At 64.9% G+C, this 22,361-nt stretch carries 23 protein-coding genes and 1 pseudogene; 13 read left to right on the top strand and 11 right to left on the bottom strand.

Annotated features, from left to right (window positions below):
* Window positions 1-2 precede the first annotated feature (2 nt).
* Window positions 3-1,040 (bottom strand): iron ABC transporter substrate-binding protein, encoded by a 1,038-nt coding sequence (locus BM197_RS12675; RefSeq protein ID WP_245762531.1) that lies wholly within the window; start codon window positions 1,038-1,040, stop codon window positions 3-5.
* Between the two features lie 327 nt (window positions 1,041-1,367).
* On the opposite strand from BM197_RS12675, the gene BM197_RS12670 reads away from it, so the two are divergent.
* The 3 genes from BM197_RS12670 to BM197_RS12660 all read left to right on the top strand — a co-directional run bounded on the left by BM197_RS12670 (window position 1,368) and on the right by BM197_RS12660 (window position 3,630).
* Window positions 1,368-1,913: a WxL domain-containing protein gene (locus BM197_RS12670; RefSeq protein ID WP_090712058.1), complete on the top strand. Its 546-nt coding sequence runs from the start codon at window positions 1,368-1,370 to the stop codon at window positions 1,911-1,913.
* 159 nt (window positions 1,914-2,072) lie between these two features.
* Window positions 2,073-3,146, top strand: a complete 1,074-nt coding sequence (locus BM197_RS12665; RefSeq protein WP_090712056.1) for a WxL protein peptidoglycan domain-containing protein — start codon at window positions 2,073-2,075, stop codon at window positions 3,144-3,146.
* Window positions 3,147-3,234: 88 nt separating this feature from the next.
* Complete coding sequence (locus BM197_RS12660) at window positions 3,235-3,630, top strand: YchJ family protein (protein ID WP_090712053.1); 396 nt, start codon at window positions 3,235-3,237, stop codon at window positions 3,628-3,630.
* Window positions 3,631-3,637: 7 nt separating this feature from the next.
* Here BM197_RS12660 and BM197_RS12655 read toward each other — a convergent pair whose 3' ends face one another.
* Window positions 3,638-4,228 carry an NADPH-dependent FMN reductase gene (locus BM197_RS12655; protein ID WP_090712051.1) on the bottom strand — a complete coding sequence of 197 codons (591 nt, stop codon included), beginning with the start codon at window positions 4,226-4,228 and terminating at the stop codon, window positions 3,638-3,640.
* A gap of 124 nt (window positions 4,229-4,352) precedes the next feature.
* Window positions 4,353-5,078 (bottom strand): trimeric intracellular cation channel family protein, encoded by a 726-nt coding sequence (locus BM197_RS12650; RefSeq protein ID WP_090712049.1) that lies wholly within the window; start codon window positions 5,076-5,078, stop codon window positions 4,353-4,355.
* Window positions 5,079-5,138: 60 nt separating this feature from the next.
* Between BM197_RS12650 and BM197_RS16800 the strand changes: the two are divergent.
* The 4 genes and pseudogenes from BM197_RS16800 to BM197_RS12635 all read left to right on the top strand — a co-directional run.
* Window positions 5,139-5,525 (top strand): annotated as a pseudogene (locus BM197_RS16800) (alcohol dehydrogenase catalytic domain-containing protein); the annotation flags it as partial.
* A gap of 42 nt (window positions 5,526-5,567) precedes the next feature.
* Complete coding sequence (locus tag BM197_RS16795; RefSeq protein ID WP_342714586.1) at window positions 5,568-6,218, top strand: zinc-binding dehydrogenase; 651 nt, start codon at window positions 5,568-5,570, stop codon at window positions 6,216-6,218.
* A gap of 191 nt (window positions 6,219-6,409) precedes the next feature.
* Window positions 6,410-7,450 carry a glycoside hydrolase family 3 N-terminal domain-containing protein gene (locus BM197_RS12640; protein ID WP_218151868.1) on the top strand — a complete coding sequence of 347 codons (1,041 nt, stop codon included), beginning with the start codon at window positions 6,410-6,412 and terminating at the stop codon, window positions 7,448-7,450.
* A gap of 125 nt (window positions 7,451-7,575) precedes the next feature.
* Window positions 7,576-8,136, top strand: coding sequence for a YceI family protein (locus tag BM197_RS12635; protein ID WP_090712043.1), 561 nt, complete (start codon window positions 7,576-7,578; stop codon window positions 8,134-8,136).
* Between the two features lie 36 nt (window positions 8,137-8,172).
* On the opposite strand, the gene BM197_RS12630 is transcribed toward BM197_RS12635, so the two are convergent.
* The 3 genes from BM197_RS12630 to BM197_RS12620 are packed head-to-tail and all read right to left on the bottom strand — an operon-like array spanning window position 8,173 to window position 10,137.
* Window positions 8,173-9,228 carry an FUSC family protein gene (locus BM197_RS12630; protein ID WP_245762530.1) on the bottom strand — a complete coding sequence of 352 codons (1,056 nt, stop codon included), beginning with the start codon at window positions 9,226-9,228 and terminating at the stop codon, window positions 8,173-8,175.
* 9 nt (window positions 9,229-9,237) lie between these two features.
* Entirely contained in the window at window positions 9,238-9,768 is a 531-nt protein-coding gene (locus tag BM197_RS12625; RefSeq protein WP_090712041.1) for a DNA glycosylase AlkZ-like family protein, read from the bottom strand.
* 3 nt (window positions 9,769-9,771) lie between these two features.
* The gene (locus BM197_RS12620) at window positions 9,772-10,137 is read right to left on the bottom strand and encodes a DNA glycosylase AlkZ-like family protein (protein ID WP_090712039.1); all 366 of its coding nucleotides are present in this window, start codon (window positions 10,135-10,137) and stop codon (window positions 9,772-9,774) included.
* A gap of 45 nt (window positions 10,138-10,182) precedes the next feature.
* On the opposite strand from BM197_RS12620, the gene BM197_RS12615 reads away from it, so the two are divergent.
* Complete coding sequence (locus BM197_RS12615; RefSeq protein ID WP_090712037.1) at window positions 10,183-10,884, top strand: SOS response-associated peptidase; 702 nt, start codon at window positions 10,183-10,185, stop codon at window positions 10,882-10,884.
* 4 nt (window positions 10,885-10,888) lie between these two features.
* Here the strand turns inward: BM197_RS12615 and BM197_RS12610 are convergent, their stop codons facing one another.
* Genes BM197_RS12610 through BM197_RS12595 form a run of 4 tightly spaced genes read right to left on the bottom strand, consistent with a single transcriptional unit; the run spans window position 10,889 to window position 14,014 of the window.
* Entirely contained in the window at window positions 10,889-11,935 is a 1,047-nt protein-coding gene (locus tag BM197_RS12610) for an App1 family protein phosphatidate phosphatase (protein ID WP_090712034.1), read from the bottom strand.
* A 38-nt stretch (window positions 11,936-11,973) separates the two neighbouring features.
* The gene (locus tag BM197_RS12605) at window positions 11,974-12,648 is read right to left on the bottom strand and encodes a DedA family protein (protein WP_090712032.1); all 675 of its coding nucleotides are present in this window, start codon (window positions 12,646-12,648) and stop codon (window positions 11,974-11,976) included.
* Between the two features lie 19 nt (window positions 12,649-12,667).
* Window positions 12,668-13,606: a M56 family metallopeptidase gene (locus BM197_RS12600; RefSeq protein ID WP_090712030.1), complete on the bottom strand. Its 939-nt coding sequence runs from the start codon at window positions 13,604-13,606 to the stop codon at window positions 12,668-12,670.
* A gap of 27 nt (window positions 13,607-13,633) precedes the next feature.
* On the bottom strand, window positions 13,634-14,014 hold the full coding sequence (locus BM197_RS12595; RefSeq protein WP_090712028.1) for a BlaI/MecI/CopY family transcriptional regulator: 381 nt from the start codon (window positions 14,012-14,014) through the stop codon (window positions 13,634-13,636).
* Between the two features lie 131 nt (window positions 14,015-14,145).
* On the opposite strand from BM197_RS12595, the gene BM197_RS12590 reads away from it, so the two are divergent.
* The 4 genes from BM197_RS12590 to cydC are packed head-to-tail and all read left to right on the top strand — an operon-like array spanning window position 14,146 to window position 19,970.
* The gene (locus BM197_RS12590) at window positions 14,146-15,558 is read left to right on the top strand and encodes a cytochrome ubiquinol oxidase subunit I (protein ID WP_090712026.1); all 1,413 of its coding nucleotides are present in this window, start codon (window positions 14,146-14,148) and stop codon (window positions 15,556-15,558) included.
* A 9-nt stretch (window positions 15,559-15,567) separates the two neighbouring features.
* Window positions 15,568-16,605, top strand: a complete 1,038-nt coding sequence (gene cydB / locus BM197_RS12585) for a cytochrome d ubiquinol oxidase subunit II (RefSeq protein ID WP_090712024.1) — start codon at window positions 15,568-15,570, stop codon at window positions 16,603-16,605.
* Between the two features lie 9 nt (window positions 16,606-16,614).
* On the top strand, window positions 16,615-18,264 hold the full coding sequence (gene cydD / locus BM197_RS12580; protein WP_090712145.1) for a thiol reductant ABC exporter subunit CydD: 1,650 nt from the start codon (window positions 16,615-16,617) through the stop codon (window positions 18,262-18,264).
* On the top strand, window positions 18,261-19,970 hold the full coding sequence (gene cydC, locus BM197_RS12575) for a thiol reductant ABC exporter subunit CydC (protein WP_090712022.1): 1,710 nt from the start codon (window positions 18,261-18,263) through the stop codon (window positions 19,968-19,970). Before cydD ends, cydC begins: the two co-directional genes overlap by 4 nt.
* Window positions 19,971-20,274: 304 nt before the next feature.
* Here the strand turns inward: cydC and BM197_RS12570 are convergent, their stop codons facing one another.
* Complete coding sequence (locus BM197_RS12570) at window positions 20,275-20,733, bottom strand: nitroreductase/quinone reductase family protein (protein WP_090712020.1); 459 nt, start codon at window positions 20,731-20,733, stop codon at window positions 20,275-20,277.
* A 211-nt stretch (window positions 20,734-20,944) separates the two neighbouring features.
* Here BM197_RS12570 and BM197_RS12565 point away from each other — a divergent pair, with 211 nt between their 5' ends.
* The gene (locus tag BM197_RS12565; protein ID WP_090712018.1) at window positions 20,945-22,351 is read left to right on the top strand and encodes an anthranilate synthase component I family protein; all 1,407 of its coding nucleotides are present in this window, start codon (window positions 20,945-20,947) and stop codon (window positions 22,349-22,351) included.
* Window positions 22,352-22,361: the final 10 nt, after the last annotated feature.

The raw sequence follows: 22,361 nt of genomic DNA, 5'->3' as shown, positions 1-22,361 counted from the left end.
GGTCAGAGGAGTCCGGCTTCCGTCATCAGCTCGATTACCTGTGGCCCGTTCAGCGTTGAGGGGTCGATGATCGGGGCGTCCAGGCCGTCGAGAGGAGGGAGCTCCGTCTTCGCCGGCACATCCGAGGCGACCGGGTATTCAAAGCTGTAGCCTTCGCCGAGGATTTGCTGGCCCTGCTTGCCCACGAGAAATGCGATGAACTGCTGGGCCTCGTCGGCGTGGGGGGCATTCTTAAGCACGCCCCCGCCGGACACACTGACGAAGGCTCCCGGGTCCTGATTGCCGAGGTAGTGCAGTTTGGTGTTGCCGCTGTCTTCGGCCGCGGCATCCTGGTCGCGATACCAGTAGTAGTGGTAGATGACGCCAACCGGAACCTCGCCGGCGTTGACTGCCTTCATGGTGACGATGTTGTTGCGGTATTCGGTGGCGTTCGCCACCATGCCCTCAAGCCACCGCCGGGCGCCGTCCTTGCCCTGGGTCTCGAGCACGGCTGAAACAATGGCTTGGAAATCAGCTTTACCAGGAGCAGCGCCCCACCGGCCCTTCCACTCCGGCTTGGCCAGGTCGAGGAGCGAGGTGGGCAATTCCTCTTCCTCGATCAGTTCCGGGTTGTAGACGATAACGGTGGACCGGGCTGCGATGCCGGTCCAGTCCCCGGACGCAGGCCGGTATTGCTCCGGCACGAGGGCGAGAGTGGCCTCATCGACTGGGGCCAGGAGGCCAGCCTGCTCCACCAGCGACATCGCGGGGGAGTTTTCGGTGAGGAAGACGTCCGCTTTCGAGGCGGTCCCTTCCTGAATGAGTTGATTGCCGAGTTCACTGTCATCACCGTTACGGAGCACAACGTCGATGCCGGTTTGCTCGGTGAAGGCTTCGGCCCACTCTGTCGTGAGTTCCTCGTGTTGCGCGTTGTAGACGACGAGCGCGTCGTCAGCGCTTGGGTCCTGGCTAGGGCTGGAACCTCCGGCGGAGCAGCCTGCGAGCAGCAGAGACGCGAGCACGACCGGGACGAGGCGTGCGTGACGCAAGCGTGAGGGCATGAAGTGAGCTTCCATCGATCCGGGCAAGGTAAGGCAATCCTAAACCAGAGAAGGGCCCGACCATGACAACGGGTCGCAGCGACCCGATCCGCGGCTCGAAGGTCATAACACTCGATGGTGTCGCCAAAGATTCTTGCGTTGAAGACGTCCCGAGCCATCGGTCGCTCCATGGCGCGTTAATGGGATTTTGCGCACCGCGCTTTCCGGATTTCGCGGGTACCTGCAGTCGGCTAGCTTCAATTTTAGGCTCCTAAACCGGGGGGTTTTCATGGCTTGCGCTGCGTTTTTCGCGGCCGGGCCCGCCTAACTCTGAAAGTACATTTTCCAATGAAGAACTCTGTCAAATTCACGGCAATCGGCGCGCTCGTTGCCGGGTCGCTGCTCATCGCGCCGTCCGCATTCGCCGATGACGTTGTCCAAACCGTCACCGCGGGCGAGCGTACCGCGTCAGTCGCCAACATCACGCTCGGCGCCGTCGCGACTTCGCACGCAGCCGCATCGAGCGTCGGGTCGCTGACGCTCAACGCTGACGACAGCACAGGTAGCGGTGCCGGCTGGAACGTCACTCAGATCGTCACCGATCTGGCACCCACCCCCGCCATGGTCAGCGCCGGAGCGACCGTTATCCCGGCTGCGGGTATCACCGCAACAATTGGCGCAGTCAGCAGCACGGCCGGACAAGATGCGACGGGCGTTACCCCGACCGCTGGCGCCGTTGCGCTGAATGTCGAGACCACGGTCCTGTCCGCAGCGGCACAGAGCGGAATGGGCACGTACACCGCCCCCGTCGCCCTTGCCGTCGCGATCCCGGCGAACACCTACGCGGGAGCCTACACAGGCACCCTGACGACCACCATCAGCAGCGCTCCGTAATTCGTTTTGGACGGCAGTTGAACCAATGTGGGGCCGGGCGGCACAGCTCGGCCCCACATTCTTCTTTCCTGCTGACCGTGATCTCCCTCGAGCGCCGGTCAGGGTGCAACGCTTCCTGATGCGTGCGAACGCAGCTCCAAGAAAGTATGGCCATACCCGATGCCACAGACCGCCGCTCGCCGCTTCGCGCTGCTCACCACTGCCCTGGCTGGGATACTCCTCGGCAGCGCCTCAATCGCCGGCCCGGCAGCCGCCTCGACAGCCCCACCGGTGCAACTCAGCCTCAAGCCGGTGAATCAGCCTGGTTCCTACTTCGAGCTCTTGCTCGAACCTGGCCAGACGGAGGAGTACGAGGTGGAACTTGGCAACCATGGCCCGAAACCCATCGCGGCCCGGACATACGCCGCCGACGCTCACTCGATCACCAACGGAGGTTTCGGAGCGGAGGGCCGGGATGGCACGCCGTCGACGACGACAACCTGGGTCTCCTATCCGACGGAGGTGCTTCAACTCGATCCTGAGCAAGCGAACATCCGTACATTCTCGATCACCGTGCCCGCTGACACCGCTCCCGGGCAATACATCACGAGCCTCGTCCTCGAAAACGACGCTCCGCTCGAAGGCTCCGGCGGGGTAGCGCTGGATCAGGTGATCCGGCAGGCCGTTGCCGTGTCGATTCGGGTCCCCGGACCATTGAACCCGGGGTTCGCGTTCGGAGCGGCCGGTCATAAAGTCGCCGCGGCGCACTCCGTCGTCATTGTGGAACTGAGCAACACCGGAAACGCCAACGTGAAGCCGACGGGCGGGATGACGATCAAGGACGCTTCCGGGAAGACAGTCAGTGAAGCGCCTGTCGCGATGGGTTCGGTATACGCACACGACGCAACACGTGTGGAGACGACGCTGGCCAGCATCCTCAATCCCGGCGACTACACCCTCGACATCACGCTCACCGATGCCGCAACAAAGGTGACCGGCACCGGCACAGCCCTGCCCTTTACCGTCACGGCCGAGGAAGTGCAGAAGGCACGAGCCGCGCAGCCAGCACCGTTGCCCGGAGTTGCGCAAGACACCGGACCTGGTCTGCTGCCGTACCTGTTTGGTACCGCACTTATCGGGCTTCTCGTCGTACTGCTTCTCGTGTTCAGGCGTAAACGGATGGCTTCCACCCGCTCCGAAGAGGAAGGCTCCGCGCGGACTCGCCGCGGCAGCGGCTCACGGCGACGGCACTGAAGGCGGTCGAGGGCTGGCCTAGCGGTCGGTGGGCCTGTGCATACGCCCGGCGTCGGTCGGAATCGCGAGCCGCCGGGATAATGGAATCATGCCCTTCGCTGACCTTGCCGACGCCGACCGGTGTCCGTGCCTGAGCGGAGAAACCTACGGCCTCTGCTGCGCACCGTTCCACCGCGGTCAAGCGGGTGCCCCGACAGCGGAACGGCTCATGCGGTCGCGATACTCCGCATTCGTCGCCGGTGACGTGGACTACCTGCTGCGGTCGTGGCATCCGAGCACCCGACCGGCATCCCTCGAGCTTGACCCTGAGCTGGGGTGGTACCGGCTCGACATTCTCGCAACACGACACGGCGGACTACTCGACCACGACGGCGTCGTCGAGTTCCGGGCCTTCTACCGCTCAGCCGACGGGCGCGGTGAGCAGCACGAGGTGAGCCGGTTCGTACGGGACGGCCGCGCCTGGACCTACCTCGACGCGGCCTGAGCGCCCGTCAGCGCTGCGGGACGACAGTGAGAACGCGCGTCACGAAGGTCAGAAAATCCGCCATCCAGTCGCGAAGGAACGCCTCGGTCCCTTCGTTGGTGATCGATCCGTCCTCGGCGATGAGCCCAGGCGTGACCTGGATGTACGCCTCTGGCGCGTTCATCTGCGGTGAATTGCAGAAGCTCAGCACGCTGCGCAGGTTCTGCTGCGCCACTGCGGTTCCGATGGCCCCCGGTGACGCTCCGATCACCGCAGACGGCTTTGCGGTGAAGGAGTTCTCGCCCCATGGCCTCGAGCCCCAGTCGATCGCGTTCTTCAGCGCACCGGGCATCGAACGGTTGTACTCCGGAGTGACGAAGAGGACCGCATCCACATCGGCGATGGCCTGTTTGAAGGAACGGGCGACCGGTGGATAGTCCGCGTCGTAGTCGTAACTGTAGAGCGGCAGGTCCCTGATGGGGATCTCAGTGAACGTGAAGTCCTCTGGGGCGACTTTGATCAGCGCGCCCGCGAGCTGCCTGTTGATCGACGCCGACGCCAGACTGCCGACGAAATAGCCGACGGAATACGGCGGTTCGTGCTCGTGGATTGTGGGCATGATGGTCCTTCCTCGATGGCCACGGATCCTGAGCCTCGAACGGGGGCTCCTCCACGTGACCCGTCCAACGCTACGACTCCTGCTTGCGGGTGTCCACGAAATTTCAGGGAAGGGATGCCGCAGGTCAGGCGAGCGGTTCTGTGCCATGCTCCGAAGCATCCGGCTCCTGCCGCCGGCGGCGGAAGCTCCGCGCGACATCACTCCACAGGCGCGGGCGGGGAATACGCACTTCAGTGGGCAGCGTCCAGCCGTAGCGACGGGCAAGCAGCGACAGGAGGGCGCCTGTCGCCATCGCGACGAAGGAACCGAGAGTCGGCATCCCCAACCCGCTCAGCACGACCATCTCGACGCTGGACACGAGCGCGCTCGTCGCGTACAGGGTGTTGCCGCCGAAGATGCGCGGGATGCGGAGCAGCATCACGTCGCGCACGGCGCCGCCTCCGACCGCCGTGACGATCCCCATGGCGACGGCTGCAAGCCAGCCCAGGTCTGCTTCCAGCGTCTTCTGTGCCCCGACCGCTGCCCAGGAGCCGATGGCCAGGGCGTCGATCAGCACGAGCGAGCGCTGCGACCACCGCCCCCGAAACGGAACGAAGAACGCGATGAACGCACCGGTGATCGCGATGGCGAGGTAAGCGGGGTCGGTCAGGGCTACGGGAGGACCCTGCTGAAGCAGCGTGTCACGGATCAGGCCGCCGCCGAGCCCGCTCAGGATCGCGAGGATGACGAATCCGACCATGTCGAGCCGAGCCGTTCGCGCAGCAATGCCGCCGAGGATCGCGTTCGCGAGAACGCCGGCCAGGTCGACGAAGCGGAGGATCTCGTCGAAGGTGGCAGCGTTCAGGTCCATTCGAGCCCCTCGGGTTATCGGCGCGATTGCGGGAACTCGTTCTCGCGCCGTTCCAGCGTAATGGAGGCTCGAACCGCGCGGCTGCGGGATACTGGCCTGATGCGTGCCGTTCTGTACGAGTCCTTCGGGGGAGAACCCCGCGTCGTTGATGTCGCCCGACCGCAGGCCGGGGACGGGGACGTCGTCGTTCAGGTTCTCGCGACCGGTCTGTGCCGCAGTGACCTTCATGCGTGGGCCGGTCACGACCCCGGCATCCGCCTTCCGCACGTGCCGGGTCACGAACTCGTGGGTCGGATCGCTGAACGTGGCGCAGGGGTGACTGAGCTCCGCGTCGGACAGCGGGTGACCGTTCCGTTCGTCTGCGCCTGCGGCTCTTGCCCCGAGTGCGAGAGCGGCAACGGCCAGGTGTGTCGCAACCAGACCCAACCCGGTTTCACTCACTGGGGCTCATTCGCCGAATATGTACTCATCCGAAATGCCGAACTCAATGTGATTCCCGTTCCAGACGCTCTCGACCCCGGGGCGGCAGCGATCCTCGGATGCCGGTTCGCCACCTCGTTCCGCGGACTGGTCGGTCAGGCACACGTCCAGGCAGACGAATGGGTCGTTGTCGTCGGCTGCGGTGGCGTCGGACTGAGCGCCGTCATGATCGCGGCCGCGCTGGGTGCGCGCGTGATCGGTGTCGACGTGTCAGGCGAGGCACTTGCGCTCGCGACGGCATCCGGTGCCGAGCACGTGATCGACTCCGGCGGACTGACGGATGCGGAGGTCGTCGCAGCAGTCAGGGACTTGACTGGAGGTGGCGCGGGAGTGTCGGTAGAAGCGCTCGGGCGGGAGAACACGACGGCCGTCGCCATCCGTTCCCTTGCCCGGCGGGGCAGGCACGTGCAGATCGGGTTGTTCTCTTCGGATCCGCGGATGCCGATGGCCGAGATTATTGCCGGTGAGCTGACGGTTCTCGGCAGCCATGGGATGGCCGCACGGCATTACCCGGGGATGCTGGACATTATTGCGTCTGGGAGGCTCCGCCCTGAGGAATTGATCACCAGGCGCATCGGCCTGGAGGAAGCGCCTGAGGCGATGATCGATCTCGCCAACGCCCGCAACACCGCCGGTGTCACCCTCATCGTTCCCGGCTGAGGCCAAGCTGCGATCCGTAGGCTGGCATGATGATCCGGCATTCGCGGCGGCGTTCCGCTCGTCTGGCCACCGCCGTTCTGATCCTCATTTCTCTCTCCGCTTGTGCGGTGGGTACGAGTTCCCCGACTTCGGGCACCGCGACATCCGTGCCGCAGACACCGGTACCGCGGTCGACAGCCACGAGGTCCCCGGTGCCGACAGCCAGCCCGGCTGAGGTCGCCGCCACGAAGCAGCTTTCGGCCATGACGCGGGATCAGAAGATCGCCAGCCTGCTCATGCTCCACGTGCCTGGAACGGATGCGGCCGCGTTGCGCAGCTTCGTCGACACTTACCAGCCGGGTGGGCTCATCTTCATGGGCGATAACATTGCAGGCACTCCTGAAGAAACTGCCGCCCTCGCCGCCGCGGTAAGCCCGGACATCCGCTTTCCGCTCCTCATCGGCACCGATCAGGAAGGGGGTGACGTCCGCCGGATCCGGTCCGATGAATGGCCGTCATCGGTAACCCTCAAGAACCTCCCAGCGGCCGAGACCGAACAGGCGTTCCATCTGCGCGCGGACCTTCTTGCGCGGTCGGGCATCTCGCTGAACTTCGGCATCATCGCCGACGTGACCGACGACCCAGGCTCGTTCATCTACAGGAGGGCACTCGGCACGACGCCCGAATCGTCTGCCGAACGCGTCGCCGCGGCGGTGACGGGGGAGCGAGGCCTGGTGCTCTCGACCCTCAAGCACTTTCCCGGACATGGCGCCGCCCCTGGCGACTCTCACACGGTCGTTCCCGCAACCGATATGACCCTCGACGAGTGGAGGGCGGCGGAGGCCCCGCCGTTCTCCGCAGGCATCGTGGCAGGCGCCCAGATCGTCATGTTCGGGCACCTCGACTACCGCAGCGTCGATCCCGTTCCCGCGTCCCTCTCTCGAGTCTGGCATTCGATCCTCCGCGACGAGCTCGGCTTCGACGGCATCACCATCACCGACGACATCCTGATGTTGAGGAACACGGGCCTGCCGGAGTACCAGAACGTGTCGGAGAACGCCATCCGTGCCCTTGCCGCCGGGACGACGATGCTGCTCTTCGTTCTCGGGTCCTCGCCGGCCGTCGACGGAGTCGATCCCGCTGTGCTGATCGCCGAGATCGGACACGCCATCGACGCCGGGCGGATATCCCCGCAACAGATCGACGATGCCGCGCTGAAATTGCTGGTCGCGCGCTTCGGGATCGGCAGTTAACCCTGACCCGCTACGCTGACCCCGCCACGATCATTCTGAGAGTGGGAATACGATCCACACTGCATACGTTTGAATCGACATAGCGCGCATGCGCCACAACCCAAACGCCCCATGAAGGAGCACACATGACTTTGACCGCGACCTCGATCCCCGGCTACAAGGCTGGAACCTGGACCATCGACCCCACCCACAGCGAGGTTGGCTTCAGCATCCGCCACATCATGATCAGCAAGGTGAAGGGAACATTCGAGAAGTTCTCGGCCACGTTCGTGACCGGTCAGAACCCCCTCGACTCGAGCGTCACGGCATCCGCCGAGGTTGCCTCCATCAACACCAACGAGCCCAACCGCGATGGCCACCTGCGCACCGGTGACTTCTTCGACGCGCCGACCTACCCGACCATCGACTTCGTCTCGACCGGTGTCCGCCAGGAGGGCGACGACTTCAAGGTCGACGGAAACCTCACGATCAAGGGCATCACCAAGCCGGTCACCTTCGACTTCGAATTCGGTGGCTTCGGTCAGGACCCCTACGGCAACTACAAGGGCGGCGCAACAGCCAAGGCCGTCATCAACCGTGAAGACTTCGGCCTGAACTACAACGCCGCGCTCGAGACCGGTGGTGTTCTCCTTGGAGAAAAGGTCACCATCACGCTCGAACTGCAGGCAGTGCACGCCGGCGAGTAATCCCGCTCACAGCGACGCGAAGAGATCGTCGGAGACTCAGTCTCCGACGATCTCTTCGTGTATGCGGCGCAGGTCTTCCATCAGTGACCCGATGAGCATCCAGTGCTCCGGGTGCGGGCGCGCGATGGTGAGGGGTGCGGTGAGCACCGGTATCTCGGCCGTGGGCGTGGGTTCGTCTGCCGGGCGATTTGCACTTACGGGTCCCAGCAACCGAAGGTCATGGGCGGCGCGCCGTAGTTCGCCGGCAATCGAGTGTATGGACGGTTCCTCGACGAGGGAATCATCGTAGTGATCGTGGAGCGCGCGAGTCATGCCGATCACCCTCGTCACCATCGGCGAGAGTCGGGCGAGCAGCTGATGGGTGTACTCCAGTCTGGTGCGGTGGGCGCTCTTCCGTGGGTTGAGGGTGAGTGACTCCTCGCCGTTGCGAACGGATGCCTCCGCGGCATCCCGCATCGGGCGGAGGAGCCGTGCCTGGATCATGAGTCCGTCCAGCTGCTGCCGGGACTGCGGAGCCGTCAGCGCGGTGGCGAGCCGTTCAAGGCTCGCCGCGAGCTCCGAGGTCAGGAGACCCACATCGCGCTCGGCTGGACCGAGCGCGACCGGCGGGACAATGAGCACGTTGATGATCACGCCGAGCGCCGCGCCGATCAGCGTTTCGAGGATGCGGTCGACGGCATAACCGGGAGTCGTCGCACCCAGTGCCAGGACCAGCATGGCGCTGATGGGAACCTGGTTCGCCGAGCCGGGCGAAAGCCTGAATGCCCAGCCGAAGAAGATCGACACAACGATGGCGAGCAGGATCACCCAGGCCTGGTTGCTCGCGAACAGGCCGATGAGCGTGGCGATGACCACACCGGCGATCACCCCGACGCTGCGCTCGACGGCTTTGCCGAACGACTGGTTGACACTCGGCTGCACGACGAGCAGGGCCGCTATCGCAGCGAAGATGGGCAGTTCGGACGGGAGCAGGGAAACTGCGACCACCCACGCCAGCACCGTCGCGACCGATGTCTTGACCACCTGGAGCAGCGGAACCCGGCTGGGAGCACGGAGGAACGTCGGCAGTCGCGGGGCTCGCAGGCGTTTCACTCTCCCACGCTACCGTGACGCGGGGCCGCTCCCGTTCGAGACTCTCAGCTCCGCGCGCTTCTGCTTGAACCGCCCGTATCGCGCAATCGCCCGGGCGAGGCCTGCCTCGTGGCTCTTGGTCAGGTTCTCGAACGATTCTGCTTTCACCTGGATGCTTGAGGGCTTCTCCGTGCGCGTCCACGTTCCCACCACGCGGCCGCCGGCCACCACCGTCGCCTTGAACATTCCGTTGTTGCCGGGGACGATGAGCTGCGAATACCCGGCGGCGAGGGCGGCAGACCGGTCAGCGTAACCGAGGAGGTTCTCGTCGAAGCCGGGCAACGCGTGGATGGCACGCGCACCGGGCAGCGGTCGTTCATGGGCGAGAACGTCGGCAGACCCGTGCCAGGTCGTCGTGCCATCCGTGACAGCGCCCAACCGATCTCCGGCCTCGCGGATCGCCGCCCTGACGTCGGTGAGGGTGAGGTTCGCCCACCAGGCGAAGTCGGCCGCAGTGGCGGGGCCATGGCTCGTGAAGTAACGAACCGCGAGTTCGACGATCCCTCATCGCGCTCCAACATCCTCAGCGGTGATCCCGAGTTCCCTGTGCCTCGTTGCGAACGAGGTGACGAGACGGTTCCTCGAGAGAGGCAGGATCATCCTCACGTCATCGGGGGTCGTCACGTGCAGAGTGCCCCGCATCGGCCAGCTGCGCACCAGTTCGGCGCGGTCGAATGCCGCGCGCACATCCGCCTCGGTCGCATCCGGGGTGCGGAGCCCGATGGACCACAACACTCCCGGCAGGTCCTGGCCCTGCATCGCCGTGAGATCGGTGACGGTTTCGAGTGGACCGGCCCTTCCCGGCTGATGAATTCGCTGCGCAACGAGTCGGAGTCGCGCAATGTCGGACGGCTTCCATTCGTGTGCCATGTTCCCAGTCTGGCCGCTGTCAGCGGTCTGCGGCAGGATGAGAGCATGTGCGGAAGATTTGCGATGGACAAAGAAACCGACGACCTCATTCGGGAGTTCATGACCGAGACAGGGCGACCGGCACCGGAGTGGACACCGTCATGGAACGTCGCACCGACGGACCAGGTACCGGTCGTTCGGGAACACGCGGGCAAACGACAACTCGAATCGGTGCGCTGGGGCATCGTGTCGCCCAGCTCACCCACCTTTGGCGGGGGCAAACCCGTCATCAACGCGAGGATCGAAACGGTCGCCACGAACGGTCTCTTCAAGGGAGCGTTCGCTACATCACGCTGCATCGTCAGCGCTGCCGGGTATTACGAGTGGCAACTGACTGAGAACGGCAAGCAGCCGTACTTCATCCACCACCCCGGAACCGACGTCGCCATGGCAGGGATTGTCCGGGCATGGCCCGACCGGTCCAAAGCATCCGACGACCCCGACCGTTGGCGGCTCTCGATGGCCATTATCACCCGTGATGCCCATGTCGCGCCCGGCGAGGTCCACGACCGGATGCCCGCATGCCTCACCCCGGACACGTACGACGACTGGCTGGGCGGGGAACTCTCACCCGACGACGCTCTCGCACTTCTGGATTCCAGCTCGTTCGAGGTGGCGCACGACTTTCACTACTATCCGGTCTCAAAAGCGGTGAACAGTGTGAAGAACGACGGGCCCCAACTTCTCGCCCCTGTCGAACTGGACTGAACCGTTAGACCAGGCCGAGCTCTTCCAGCTGTTCGAGGAGTCCGGCACCGTCGGGGGCGTAGATCCACGGCACCGTGGTCTTGCCGTGTTCTTCGCCCTTCGAGCGACCACCGGCGAGCACCGCTTCTGGAACCGACAGCTGACGGATGGCGATGGCCGCGACGTTGTCCGGGTGCTCTTCGGCGAAGGAGCCGTAGATCTCTTCGTCGTGCTGGCCGTCGTCTCCGACGAGCAGCCAGCGCACGTCGGGGAATTCGGCGGCCAGTCGGCGCAGGTTGTCGGCCTTGTGCTGACGTCCGCTGCGGAAGAAACGATCGTGGGTGGGCCCCCAGTCGGTGAGGAGGAGGGGGCCGGTCGGATAGAGGTGCCGGTGGAGGAAGCGCGACAGTGTCGGAGCGACATTCCACGCGCCCGTCGACAGATAGATGATCGGTGTTCCCTCTTGTCGTCGCACGACGCGCTCGAGCAGCACCGCCATGCCTGGCACCGGTGTCCTGGCGTGCTCGTCGAGTACGAAAGTGTTCCAGGCAGCCAGAAGGGGCCGGGGGAGTGCCGTGACCATGACCGTGTCGTCGATGTCGGAGATGACGCCGACGCGCACCGAAGGATCGGCGATGAAAACATTTGCGACGACCGGACGCGAATCCTCACTGCGAAGAGTGATTTGCTGCCATCCGGGTTCGAGCGAAACCGTGATTTCGGCGTCGACGACTCCGCCGCGGTCGGCCTGCACTTCGTAGGATTTGCCGCCGGCGACGACCGTGACCGACGCGTACACGACCGGGATGCTCGTGAAACTGCGCCACCCACGCACGCGCTGTGAGGGGGCAGCGGCGGGCAGAGCATCCGGCTTGGTCAGGAGGACTCGAGCCAGGACACGGAGGAGAGTGGTGGAGCCGTAACCGGTGAACGGAATGACCGTCGCCACCATTCCGCGTTTGCGGCCGCGCCGAGCCCGCCAGTCAAGCCAGGCATCGTCGATCCGGGCTGCGCGGTGGAGGGTGACGGCCGTTTTCGACCCACCTGGACCGGGCTGCTGGCGAGTTCGCATCCTCACAGTCTGGCATGCCGATATTCCCGGGTGGTGATCTATTCGTCCTCGACCGTGGTCGCGTCTCCGTCACCTGCGCGGTCCATGTGCCGTTCCTGGGACCGGTGCAGCAACTTCTTGGCCACGAAAACAAGGACGAGGAAACCGGCGATGATGCCCACGAACAGGTATCCGGCGTAGTGCAACTGATCCGCGAGTTCCCGGTACGTGCCGGCGGCGGCCGAGCCGACCGAGACGTACAGGACGGCCCAGATCACGCAGGCCGGCACTGTCCACGAGATGAATTTTCGGTAGCTCATGCTGCTCATGCCGACGGTCAGCGGGATCAGTGAGTGAAGCACGGGCAGGAACCGCGAAATGAACACCGCGATCCCGCCGCGCCGGTCGAGGTAATTCTCCGCGCGCTGCCACTGCACCGGGCCGATGCGGCGACCGAGCCGCGAGTCACGGATACGCGGGCCGAAGTATCGCCCGAGGGCGAAGCCAATGCTCTCGCCGATCAACGCGCCAATGATGACAACAACGATGAGCGAGACGAACTGCGCGGGGGTTTCGACGCCCGTGCTCGCCACAATGACGACGGTGTCGCCTGGAACGACCAGCCCGACCAGCACGGATGTCTCCAGCAGGATCGCGAGGCCTGCCAGCGCCGTACGGAGGACTGGGTCCACGCCCTGAACGAGGTCGAGGACCCAGCTCAGAAACTCGTTCATCCCACTGAGCCTAGGGGAATCAGATGACGATGAGAAGGAGGGTCGGCACGAGCAGGAGAGCGACAGAAACGACGAGTACCGCGACCCGTGCGGTGTTGGACAGCGGAGGGCGCGGCGACAAGAGGCGTTGTATCCGGCTGCCGACGACGCCTTCGGCTGTGTCGCCTGCGTGAAGGTGCTCAAGGGTCGAACCGTCTGGCCGATCTGCCCCTTCGGATGCCACAAGGGCGATCGCAGTCGCGAGCGTGGTGTCGTCGACGACGCGGCGGGCCTGGTCGTCTGCGAGCATCTCGACGAGCAGGCCGACAGCGGTCTCGGCCCGGTTGGCAATCGGGAACCAGGGCAGCGCGCTGTGCCACGACTTGAATGCGACGAGGACGAGGTGGTGCTGCTGGCGGAGGTGGGCCCTTTCGTGGGCGATGACGCCCTTCAACTGCTCAGCGTCGAGCAGTGAGACGAGACCCTCGGACAATACCGTGACCGACCGGGTCATCCCGGGAAGGCAGTACGCGACAGGCGCCGGGTGATCGAGCACCCTGGTGTCGGGGCGGCCTGGCATGGGGGCGCTCAACAGGTTGACCAGGGAGAGGTGCCGGTTGCGCTGCCGTTCGGTTCTGGCAATGGTCAAGGCCAGGTTGAGAAGCAGGTGGCCGGTGAAGAGCACGGCAATACACAGGGCGAAGATGTGGCCGAGGTTGGCGTCATCCGGAAGTGTCCCGTCGAACAGGTGGCGGACGAGCTCACGGAGCGCCGTCAGCAGGTTCGGTCCGAACGGGATGAGCCCGTATGTCACGAAAGCGCCGATCATCGAAAGCCCGCCGGCGAGGGCGATGGCTTGCCAGAGGACGAGGGCGGTGCCTGGAGCGCGACTCGGCCACTGTGCGCGAGCGAGAAGGAGCGGGACGGGCCACGCGAGAAGAACGGCGAGGCACAGCAGCACCACTGAGGTGAAGAACATCACGCTCGGAGTTTACTGTCGGCTTGCTTAGCGGGCGGTCGGTGTCGAGGCGCCGAGCAGCTCCCGAAGAGTCTGTGCTTCCGCAGGCGAGACAGAACCGATGAACCGTGCGAGGGCTGCTTCACGATCAGGCGCGGTTCCGAGAACCTCGTGCATGAGTCCGGCCGTGTGCTCAGCGCGTGTCGTCACTGAGCGGTACAGGTGGGGTCGCATCGACCGGTCCCGCGAGACGAAGTTTTTGCCCTCAAGACGTGAGAGCACGGTGAGAACGGTGGTGACGGCGACGTCCCTCGCCCCGTCACGGTTGCTCGCGTGGAGGCGATCACGAAGATCGTTCGCGCTGAGCGGGTTCTCCGTGCTCCAGAGCACGTCCATGACCGCGCGTTCAAGGTCTCCCAGAGTTGCCATGCGTCAACGATACCTCGTTATCGAACAACTTTCTACGCAAAGTAGAACTAGTTCTACAAACCGTAGAACTATTGCGCTACGCTCGGGAACACAGGTTTCTACGCTGTGTAGAAAATCGCCGTGGAGGTGAAGTGAACGAGCTACTGGATCCGCTGCTGCTGTCACGCTGGCAGTTCGGGCTGACGACCATCTATCACTTCCTCTTCGTGCCGCTGACGATCGGGATGGCTCTGACTATTGCGATCTTCCAAACGGCCTGGGTCCGGACCGGCAAGACGCACTACCTTCAGCTCACCCATTTCTTCGGCAAGATCTTCCTGATCAACTTCGCCATGGGCGTCGTGACGGGCATTGTGCAGGAGTTCCAGTTCGGAATGAACTGGTCCGACTACTCCCGCTTCGTCGGCGACGTCTTCGGCGCACCGCTTGCCTTCGAGGGCCTTCTCGCGTTCTTCCTCGAGGCCACGTTCATCGGGCTGTGGATCTTCGGCTGGGACAAGCTGCCGGAGAAACTCCACCTCGCGACCATCTGGGTCGTCGCGACCGCGAGCATCCTGTCGGCCTACTTCATCATCGCGGCGAACGCATTCATGCAGAACCCTGTTGCGTTCACGATCAACGAGGAGAAAGGCCGCGCGGAGCTCACCAGCATTTGGGAGCTCCTGACCAACCCGGTTGCCCTCGCCGCCTTCCCGCACACGATCTTTGCCTGCTTCATGGTTTCCGCTGGGCTCATCATCACGGTTGCCGCCTGGCACCTGTCGAGGAACCAGCACCTCGAGACCATGCGTCCTGCGCTGAAGTTCGGCCTCTGGGCGATGGTCATCTCCGGTGCGCTAACCACCCTCGCCGGCGACCAGCTCAGCCTCGCCATGGTTGCGTCGCAGCCGATGAAAATGGCCGCGGCAGAAGCGATGTACGACACATCGACCGGCGCCGAAGCATCCTTCTCGATCTTCACGCTCGGAACTCCGGACGGCGTGCACGAGCTCTTCTCCATCCGCATCCCGTACCTGCTGTCATTCCTGTCGACGCACACCCTGAACGGCACCGTTGAGGGCATCAACAACCTGCAGGAGCAGTACCAGACCCTCTACGGCCCCGGCGACTACACGCCTATCATCTGGGTCACCTACTGGTCATTCCGCTGGATGATCGGCCTGGGTATCCTGCACATCTTCGTCGCGATGGTCGGGCTCTGGCTCACCCGCAAGGGGCGGATGCCGACGAACAAGTGGGTATGGAAGGCCGCGATCTGGTCGTTCCCGCTGTCGCTCGGTGCGATGATCGTCGGCTGGGTGTTCACCGAAATGGGCCGACAGCCGTGGCTTGTCTTCGGATTGCTCCAGACCGCGGACGGCGTCTCGCCCGGAGTGACCGGCCTCGAGGTGCTCATCTCCCTCACCCTCTTCACGCTGGTCTACGGGTCGCTCGCGGTCGTCGAGTTCCGCCTGATCAAGAAGGCCGTCCTACACGGTCCGGCCGTTCCAGCAGAGTCCAATGAGGAAACCGGCAAACCACTCGTCCACACGACGGTCTACTAGGAGGACATCATGGATCTCGGAGTTCTCTGGTTCGGCATCATCGCCTTCTTCTTCATCGGCTACTTCGTCCTCGACGGTTTCGACTTCGGCGTCGGCATGAGCATGCCGTTCGTATCGAAGGACGACACCGACCGGCGCGTCGTGATCAACACCATCGGCCCGGTCTGGGATCTCAACGAGACCTGGCTGATCGTGGCGGGTGCCTCCCTGTTCGCCGCGTTCCCCGAGTGGTACGCGACGCTGTTCAGCGGCTTCTACCTTCCGCTTCTGATCATCCTTCTTGCACTCATCCTGCGCGGCGTTTCGTTCGAGTACCGCCACCAGCGCCCCGAGTTGGCCTGGAAACGCCGATTCGACCGGATGATCGTCTGGGGTTCAGCGGTACCCGCGTTCCTCTGGGGCGTCGCGTTCGCCAACATCGTCCGGGGAGTGTCGCTCGACTCCGGTCACGACTACACCGGCACCGTGTTCGACCTTCTCAACCCGTACGCGCTCCTCGGCGGATTCGCGACGCTCCTGCTGTTCTTCACCCACGGTGCCTACTTCCTCGCGCTGAAGTCCGAGGGCTCCATCCGGATGCGTTCGCGGGCCCTCGCCACCCGCGCCGGCGTGCTGACGATCGTCGTTGCTTGGGTGTTCCTCGCCTGGACCGTGCTGGAGTTCGGTTCGCTCCCGAGCCTGCTGCTCGCCGTCGCGGCAGCCCTCACCCTGGTCGCGGCCTTCGTCGCGAACCTCCGGGGTAGGGAGGGGCTCGCGTTCGGTCTTATGGCCTCGACCATCGCGCTTGCAGTACTGACGCTCTTCACGGCGCTGTTCCCGGACGTCATGCCAGCAAGCAACGACCCCGCCAACAGCCTCACCATCGCGAACGCCTCGTCGAGCCCGTACACACTGCAGGTGATGAGCTGGACCGCCCTCATCGCCCTGCCGCTCATCCTGCTCTATCAAGGCTGGACCTACTGGGTGTTCCGCAAGCGCGTGACTCGTGCTCACATCGACGGCGGCGCGGACCCGGGTGTCGAGAGAACTGTCGAAGTGGCGCATTAACCTGTGACTGTGCGACCTCTCGATCCCCGGCTCCTTCGCTACGCCGTCAGCGCGAGGTGGCTCCTTCTCGGCGGTGCCGCCATCGGGATTGCGACGACAGTATGCATCCTGGCCTTCGCCTGGCTGCTCACCGCGTGCATCACCGGGGCCGTTGAAGGGCGCCCACTCGGGGAGATCCTGCCGCAGATCGGGGCGCTCGTCGCCGTCGCCGGCATCCGGGCGGTGCTCGTCTACGGGCAGGACCTCGTCGCCGCCAGGGGTGCCGCGAAGGTCAAGAGCGAATTGCGGCTCGGGGTGCTCGACGCTGTTCGCCGCCTGGGGCCGTCGTGGCTCGCCGGGCAAAGCAGTGCCCGGGTGGCGACCCTGCTCGGACGCGGAATGGACGCTCTCGACGACTACTTCTCCAAGTACCTCCCTCAGCTGATCCTCACCGCGATCGTCACTCCCGTGATTGTGGTCGTCATCCTGATGCAGGACTGGGTGTCAGCGATCTTCATCGTCGTGACGCTGCCCCTGATCCCGATCTTCATGATCCTCATCGGCCTTGCCACCCAGGTCGTCCAGCGGCGGCAGTGGGCCGTGCTCGGTGATCTCTCGTCCGGCTTCGTCGACACCCTCGGCGGACTCGCGACCCTCAAGATTTTCGGTAGGGAACGGCGTCAAATCGACCGGATGCGTTCGATCACACGGGACTACCGCACGCAGACGATGCGGGTCCTTCGGGTCTCGTTCCTGTCGAGTTTCGCGCTGGAACTCGCGGCGAGTCTCTCCGTCGCCCTGGTGGCCGTCTCGATCGGCCTGCGGCTCGTCGACGGCTCGATGGCGCTTTCGGTCGGGCTGTTCGTTCTGCTGCTCGCCCCTGAAGCTTTTCTCCCTCTGCGCCAGGTCGGCGCCGGCTTCCACGCCGCGGCTGAGGGCGTCGCGGCCGCGGAGGATGCCTTCGACATCCTCGATGCAGCGAAGTCGAGACGGGCGGATTCTCCGGTGCCGGCCGGTCGCGACGTCGAGGCATCCGGGACACTCACGCTCACGGATGTGTCCGTCGACTACGGCAACGGACCCGTGCTCGCGCCGATCTCTACGGAGTTCGCCCGCGGCCAGCTGACCGTGATTGCCGGGCCGAGCGGGGCGGGAAAATCCAGCCTCCTCGGAGCGGTTCTCGGATTCGCCCCGCACACCGGAACGATCGCACTCGGGCAGACGCCCATTCCGTTCACGGGACGTGAGCGCCCGTGGCTGGCATGGACCGGTCAACGGCCGTCGCTTGTCGTCGGCTCCGTCGCCGAGAATGTGGCGCTGGGTTCAGCCGCTCTGGATCCCGAGAGGGTCCGGCACGCGCTCGACCTCGCCGCAGCCGCCGATCTCTCACCGGACCTCGCCGTCGGCGTCGCTGGGACCGGTCTTTCGGGCGGCCAGGCGCAGCGCGTGGGCATCGCCCGCGCCATCTACCGAACCCTCGGCCGGGGTTGCGCTGTGCTGCTGCTCGACGAACCGAGCTCGGCGTTGGACGCGGAGACCGAGGCACGGCTGCTGGACGGGCTTCGGGTGGTTGCCGATGCGGGTGTCGCCGTAGTCGTCGTGAGCCACCGCGAGGCCGTGATCCAACGGGCTGATGCCGTCCTTCGAATCGAACCGCTGGTCCTGGCGGGAGCGTCATGAGTGCCGATCTGCAGGCTTCCGTTCCCATTCGCTCCGGCGATGTCCGTTCGATCCTGTCCATCGCCCAGCCGCGCACAGCGGGCTGGGTCTGGGGAGTGGTCTTCGGAGTACTAGCCGCGCTCTCCACGGTCGCTCTCATGGCGACGAGCGCGTACCTGATCACCCGCGCATCCGAACAGCCGCCCATCCTCTACCTGTCGATGGCTGTCGTCGGGGTGCGCGCGTTCGCGCTCGGTCGGGCGCTTTTCCGTTATCTGGAGCGTCTCACCAGCCACGACGCCGCATTCCGTCAGCTCGAAACCGTTCGGGTCGACCTGCTGCGTCGGCTCATCCCGCTCGCGCCCGACGGATTGGGGCGCGCCCGCCGCGGCTCACTCCTCTCGTCCCTGGTTTCCGATGTCGACGAACTGCAGAACCTGCCGTTGCGTGTTGTCCAGCCGCTCCTCACCTCGGTGGGCGTCGCAGCGATCGCCGTCTGGGTCGTCGCCCTGCTGTCGCCGACCGCAGCGGTTGGGCTTGTCATCGCTTTCATCGCAGCATTCGGGGTCGGAATCGTCGTCGCTGGCCGGGTGTCGGCATCCGCAGAGCGCTCACTGGCACCGAAACGTGCCGCACTCGTTGACGCTCTGATCGATTACCTCGGGAGCCTGGACGTTCTCATCGCGTACGGGGCTGAGGAGTCGGGGCGCCGGAAAGTCGAAGCGGCTGATCGCGATCTCACCCGGGCGCTGACCGCCCGGTCGCTCGGGGCCGGTATTGCGGCCGCCGCTCTGTCGCTGTTTTCTGGGATTGCGGTGGCGTGGTCCCTCGTCGCCGGTATTCCCGCGCTGGCCACGACCGGGACTGGGCCGCTCAGTGGGCCGGGGCTCGCGGTGATCGTGCTCGTGCCGCTCGCGGTCTTCGAGGTGGTCGCATCCGTGCCGCTCGCCGTCAGCGCCTGGCGCGAGGTGCGGTCGAGCGCCCAGCGCATCGCCCGGGTAGCGCCGAACGAGGTGCCGGTCGAGATTCGCGTCGATGGGGGCACAAGCGAACGGATGCCGGTGCCGGTGGCGCCGGCCATGGAACTGGAAGGCGTATCGGCCAGCTGGCCCGGAGCATCCGCTCCTGCACTCTCGGTGGCATCCCTCGCGATCGGCCAGGGCGAGCGGGTGCTCATCGAGGGGGCGAGTGGCGCGGGCAAGACCACGCTCGCGCACGTGCTCGTGCGTTTCCTCGACCACACGGGGACCTATCGGCTGTCTGGGCAGGATGTGCGGGAGCTGCCGGTCGAAGAGGTTCGACGCTTCGTCGGGCTGTGCGAGCAGATCCCGTATCTCTTCGATGAAAGTGTTCGTCAGAACCTGCTGTTCGCGAAAGACACCGCCACAGATGCCGAACTTCTTGCTGTGCTCGACCGGGTCGGTCTCGGTGACTGGGTCGCCGCTCGCGGGGGTCTGGATGCCCGTGTGGGGGAGCGCGGTTCGCTCGTCTCCGGTGGGCAGGCGCAGCGTATCGCGGTGGCTCGGGCGCTGTTGCGGGATTTCCCGGTTCTCGTGCTCGATGAGCCGACGGCCAACGTCGAAGCGGACCTCGCTGGGGCATTGCTTCAGGACCTGCTGCAGGCGAGTGGGGATCGCACCGTGCTGCTCATCTCGCATGGGGATGTACCTGCCGGGCTCGTGAACCGCAGAGTTCGCGTTGTCGACGGGGTTCTGGTCGGGCGTTGATATGGTGCGGTGTTCATTCTGCCGGTGTCTTTTGCTGGCGGTGGCCGTCGATCCGTCCCAAAGCGCTGTTCGGGTGATCGATCGGTCCCAAATGGCTGTTCGCGTCGCATCCGAACGACCTTTCGGGCCCGATCGGCTGGAGCGACGCACAAGTCACGCATCGCCCGTGAACGCCGGTGAACTTGATTGGGCCCGAACGGCTGCTCGGGTGATCGATTGGTCCCAAAGGGGTGCTCGGGTGATCGATTGGGCCCGAAGGGCTGCTCGCGTGGGCGGCCGAACGACTCTTTGGGCCCGATCGGTACTAAGACGTCGAGTTGTCGTCGGCCGGCTCGCAGATCACCACAGGGATGTTCCGGGAGGTTCGGCGCTGGTACGCCGCATAACCGCGATACGAAGCGACGATCTCCGGCCACAGCTCCTGTTTCTCAGCATCTGACGCGGTGCGTGCCCGATAGCGTCCAGTCGTGCCGCGAACCGAAATTTCGACATCCGGTTCGGCGCACAGGTTCTTGTACCACTGCGGGTCCCGGTCGTCGCCACCCTTCGATGCGACGAGGACAAACCGACCGTCTCGGTGAATAGGGGCCGTAAGCATCGTCGATCGTCGGAATCCGGACGAGCGGCCGACCGTGTGCAACTCGAGCACGACCATCGGACCGAGCCGCCAGCCGACGCGACCGCCCGAAATGGCAAGAAGAGCGCGGTGAACAGCGTTCATCGCGCGCATTCCAGCGTCCGTCAGCGTCGTGAGAGTGGTCATTTCTCGAAGTCTACGTCGGCTTGCCGGGTGCGTCCTGCGCATGGCACGACCGCCGAGGCCAGAGGCGCAGAACCCGCCGACGAGGCTGAGCGCCGCACCGGTGGATGGAACCGAACACCCCGAATCTGTACGCGCGCAGCTTGCACAGACCACACTGATCCCGGTTGAGCGGAGAATCTCCCGACCACGTACGCAATCTAAACTTGGAGGCGTGGTATCCAGCGTGAGGTCGAGACAACTGAGCACATGGATCGACCCCGAAATCGCCTTCGTCACGATGTTCGCAGCATCACCTCGCGCATTTTGGCTGGATAGCGGGGTCCACGCTTCCAGCGGATTCAGCTACCTCGGCGATGGAACTGAACTACTCACGGCTTCGGTCCCCAACGGAACCGTTACCCGGTCGACAGCACTCGGCGACGACACCGAGACCGTGGTCACCGGGCACTCCACCATCTTCGCCGCCCTTCGCGCCGAGCTCGCCGATGAGAGCGCCGGCGCAAGCAACAAAAACGGCGTTCCTGCAGGGGAGTTCTCGCCAGGCTGGGTGGGCTGGATCGGCTACGAAGCTGGAGCGGAAATCTGCGGCACACCCTCGCACCCGTCACGGTATCCGGATGCCGCGGTCCTCCGCCCTGCCAGGATGCTCGTCTTCGACCACACAGCACACACCGTCACCGCGCTGGAACAAGAAGACGCGGCAGCGGGGGAGCCCTTCGACTGGCTCAGTCAGCTTTCCGACCCGATACCCGACCCGCCGCATCCGCCCGCTGGACCAGGATCTGTCCGTTGGCGGCATCCGGCACCCAGATACGCGGAGCTCGTCGAAGAAGCGCAAGCCGAAATCGGTCGCGGCAACGTGTACCAGCTCTGCCTTACCAACGAAATCCGAATCGACGGGTCGTTCACCGCCGTCGATGTGTACCGCCGACTGCGGCATTCAAGCCCCAGCCATCACGGCGGCTTGATCGTTGTGGATGGGGTCTCTCTGGTCAGCTCGTCACCGGAGCAGTTCCTCCGGGTCAGCCCAGACGGAAGGGTGACGACCCGCCCGATCAAGGGAACCCGTCCACGCGGAAGAACACCGGAACGCGACGCACAACTCGAAGCGGAACTGATCGGCAGCGACAAGGAACGCGCAGAGAACTTGATGATCGTCGATCTCATGCGCAACGACCTCGGTCGTGTTGCCATCACCGGCAGTGTGGCGGTCACCCAGCTGCTCGCCGTGGAGAGTTACGCGCAGGTCCACCAACTCGTCAGCACCGTCACCGCCCGCCTCGCCGAGGGAGTGAGCGGGGTGGATGCCGTCCAATCGGCCTTCCCAGCGGGTTCGATGACCGGGGCGCCAAAGATTTCAGCCATGACCATCCTCGACCGGCTGGAGGCGGGCCCTCGCGGCGTGTACTCAGGCGCTTTCGGTTACTTCGGCGCCGACGGCGCTGTCGACCTGGCCATGGTGATCCGCAGCATCGTGATCGATGCCGGCGGGGCATCCATCGGAACAGGCGGCGGCATCACCGCACTGTCGGTGATCGACGAGGAAATCGAAGAGACCCGGGTGAAAGCCGCCGCGCTTTTGACCGCGTTAGGCGTGTCCGAACAGGAAGTAGGCTAGATCGTTGGAT

It is taken from the genome of Mycetocola miduiensis (assembly GCF_900115155.1).
Lineage (GTDB): Bacteria > Actinomycetota > Actinomycetes > Actinomycetales > Microbacteriaceae > Mycetocola_A > Mycetocola_A miduiensis.
This window is presented reverse-complemented; position numbering and strand designations above follow the sequence as displayed.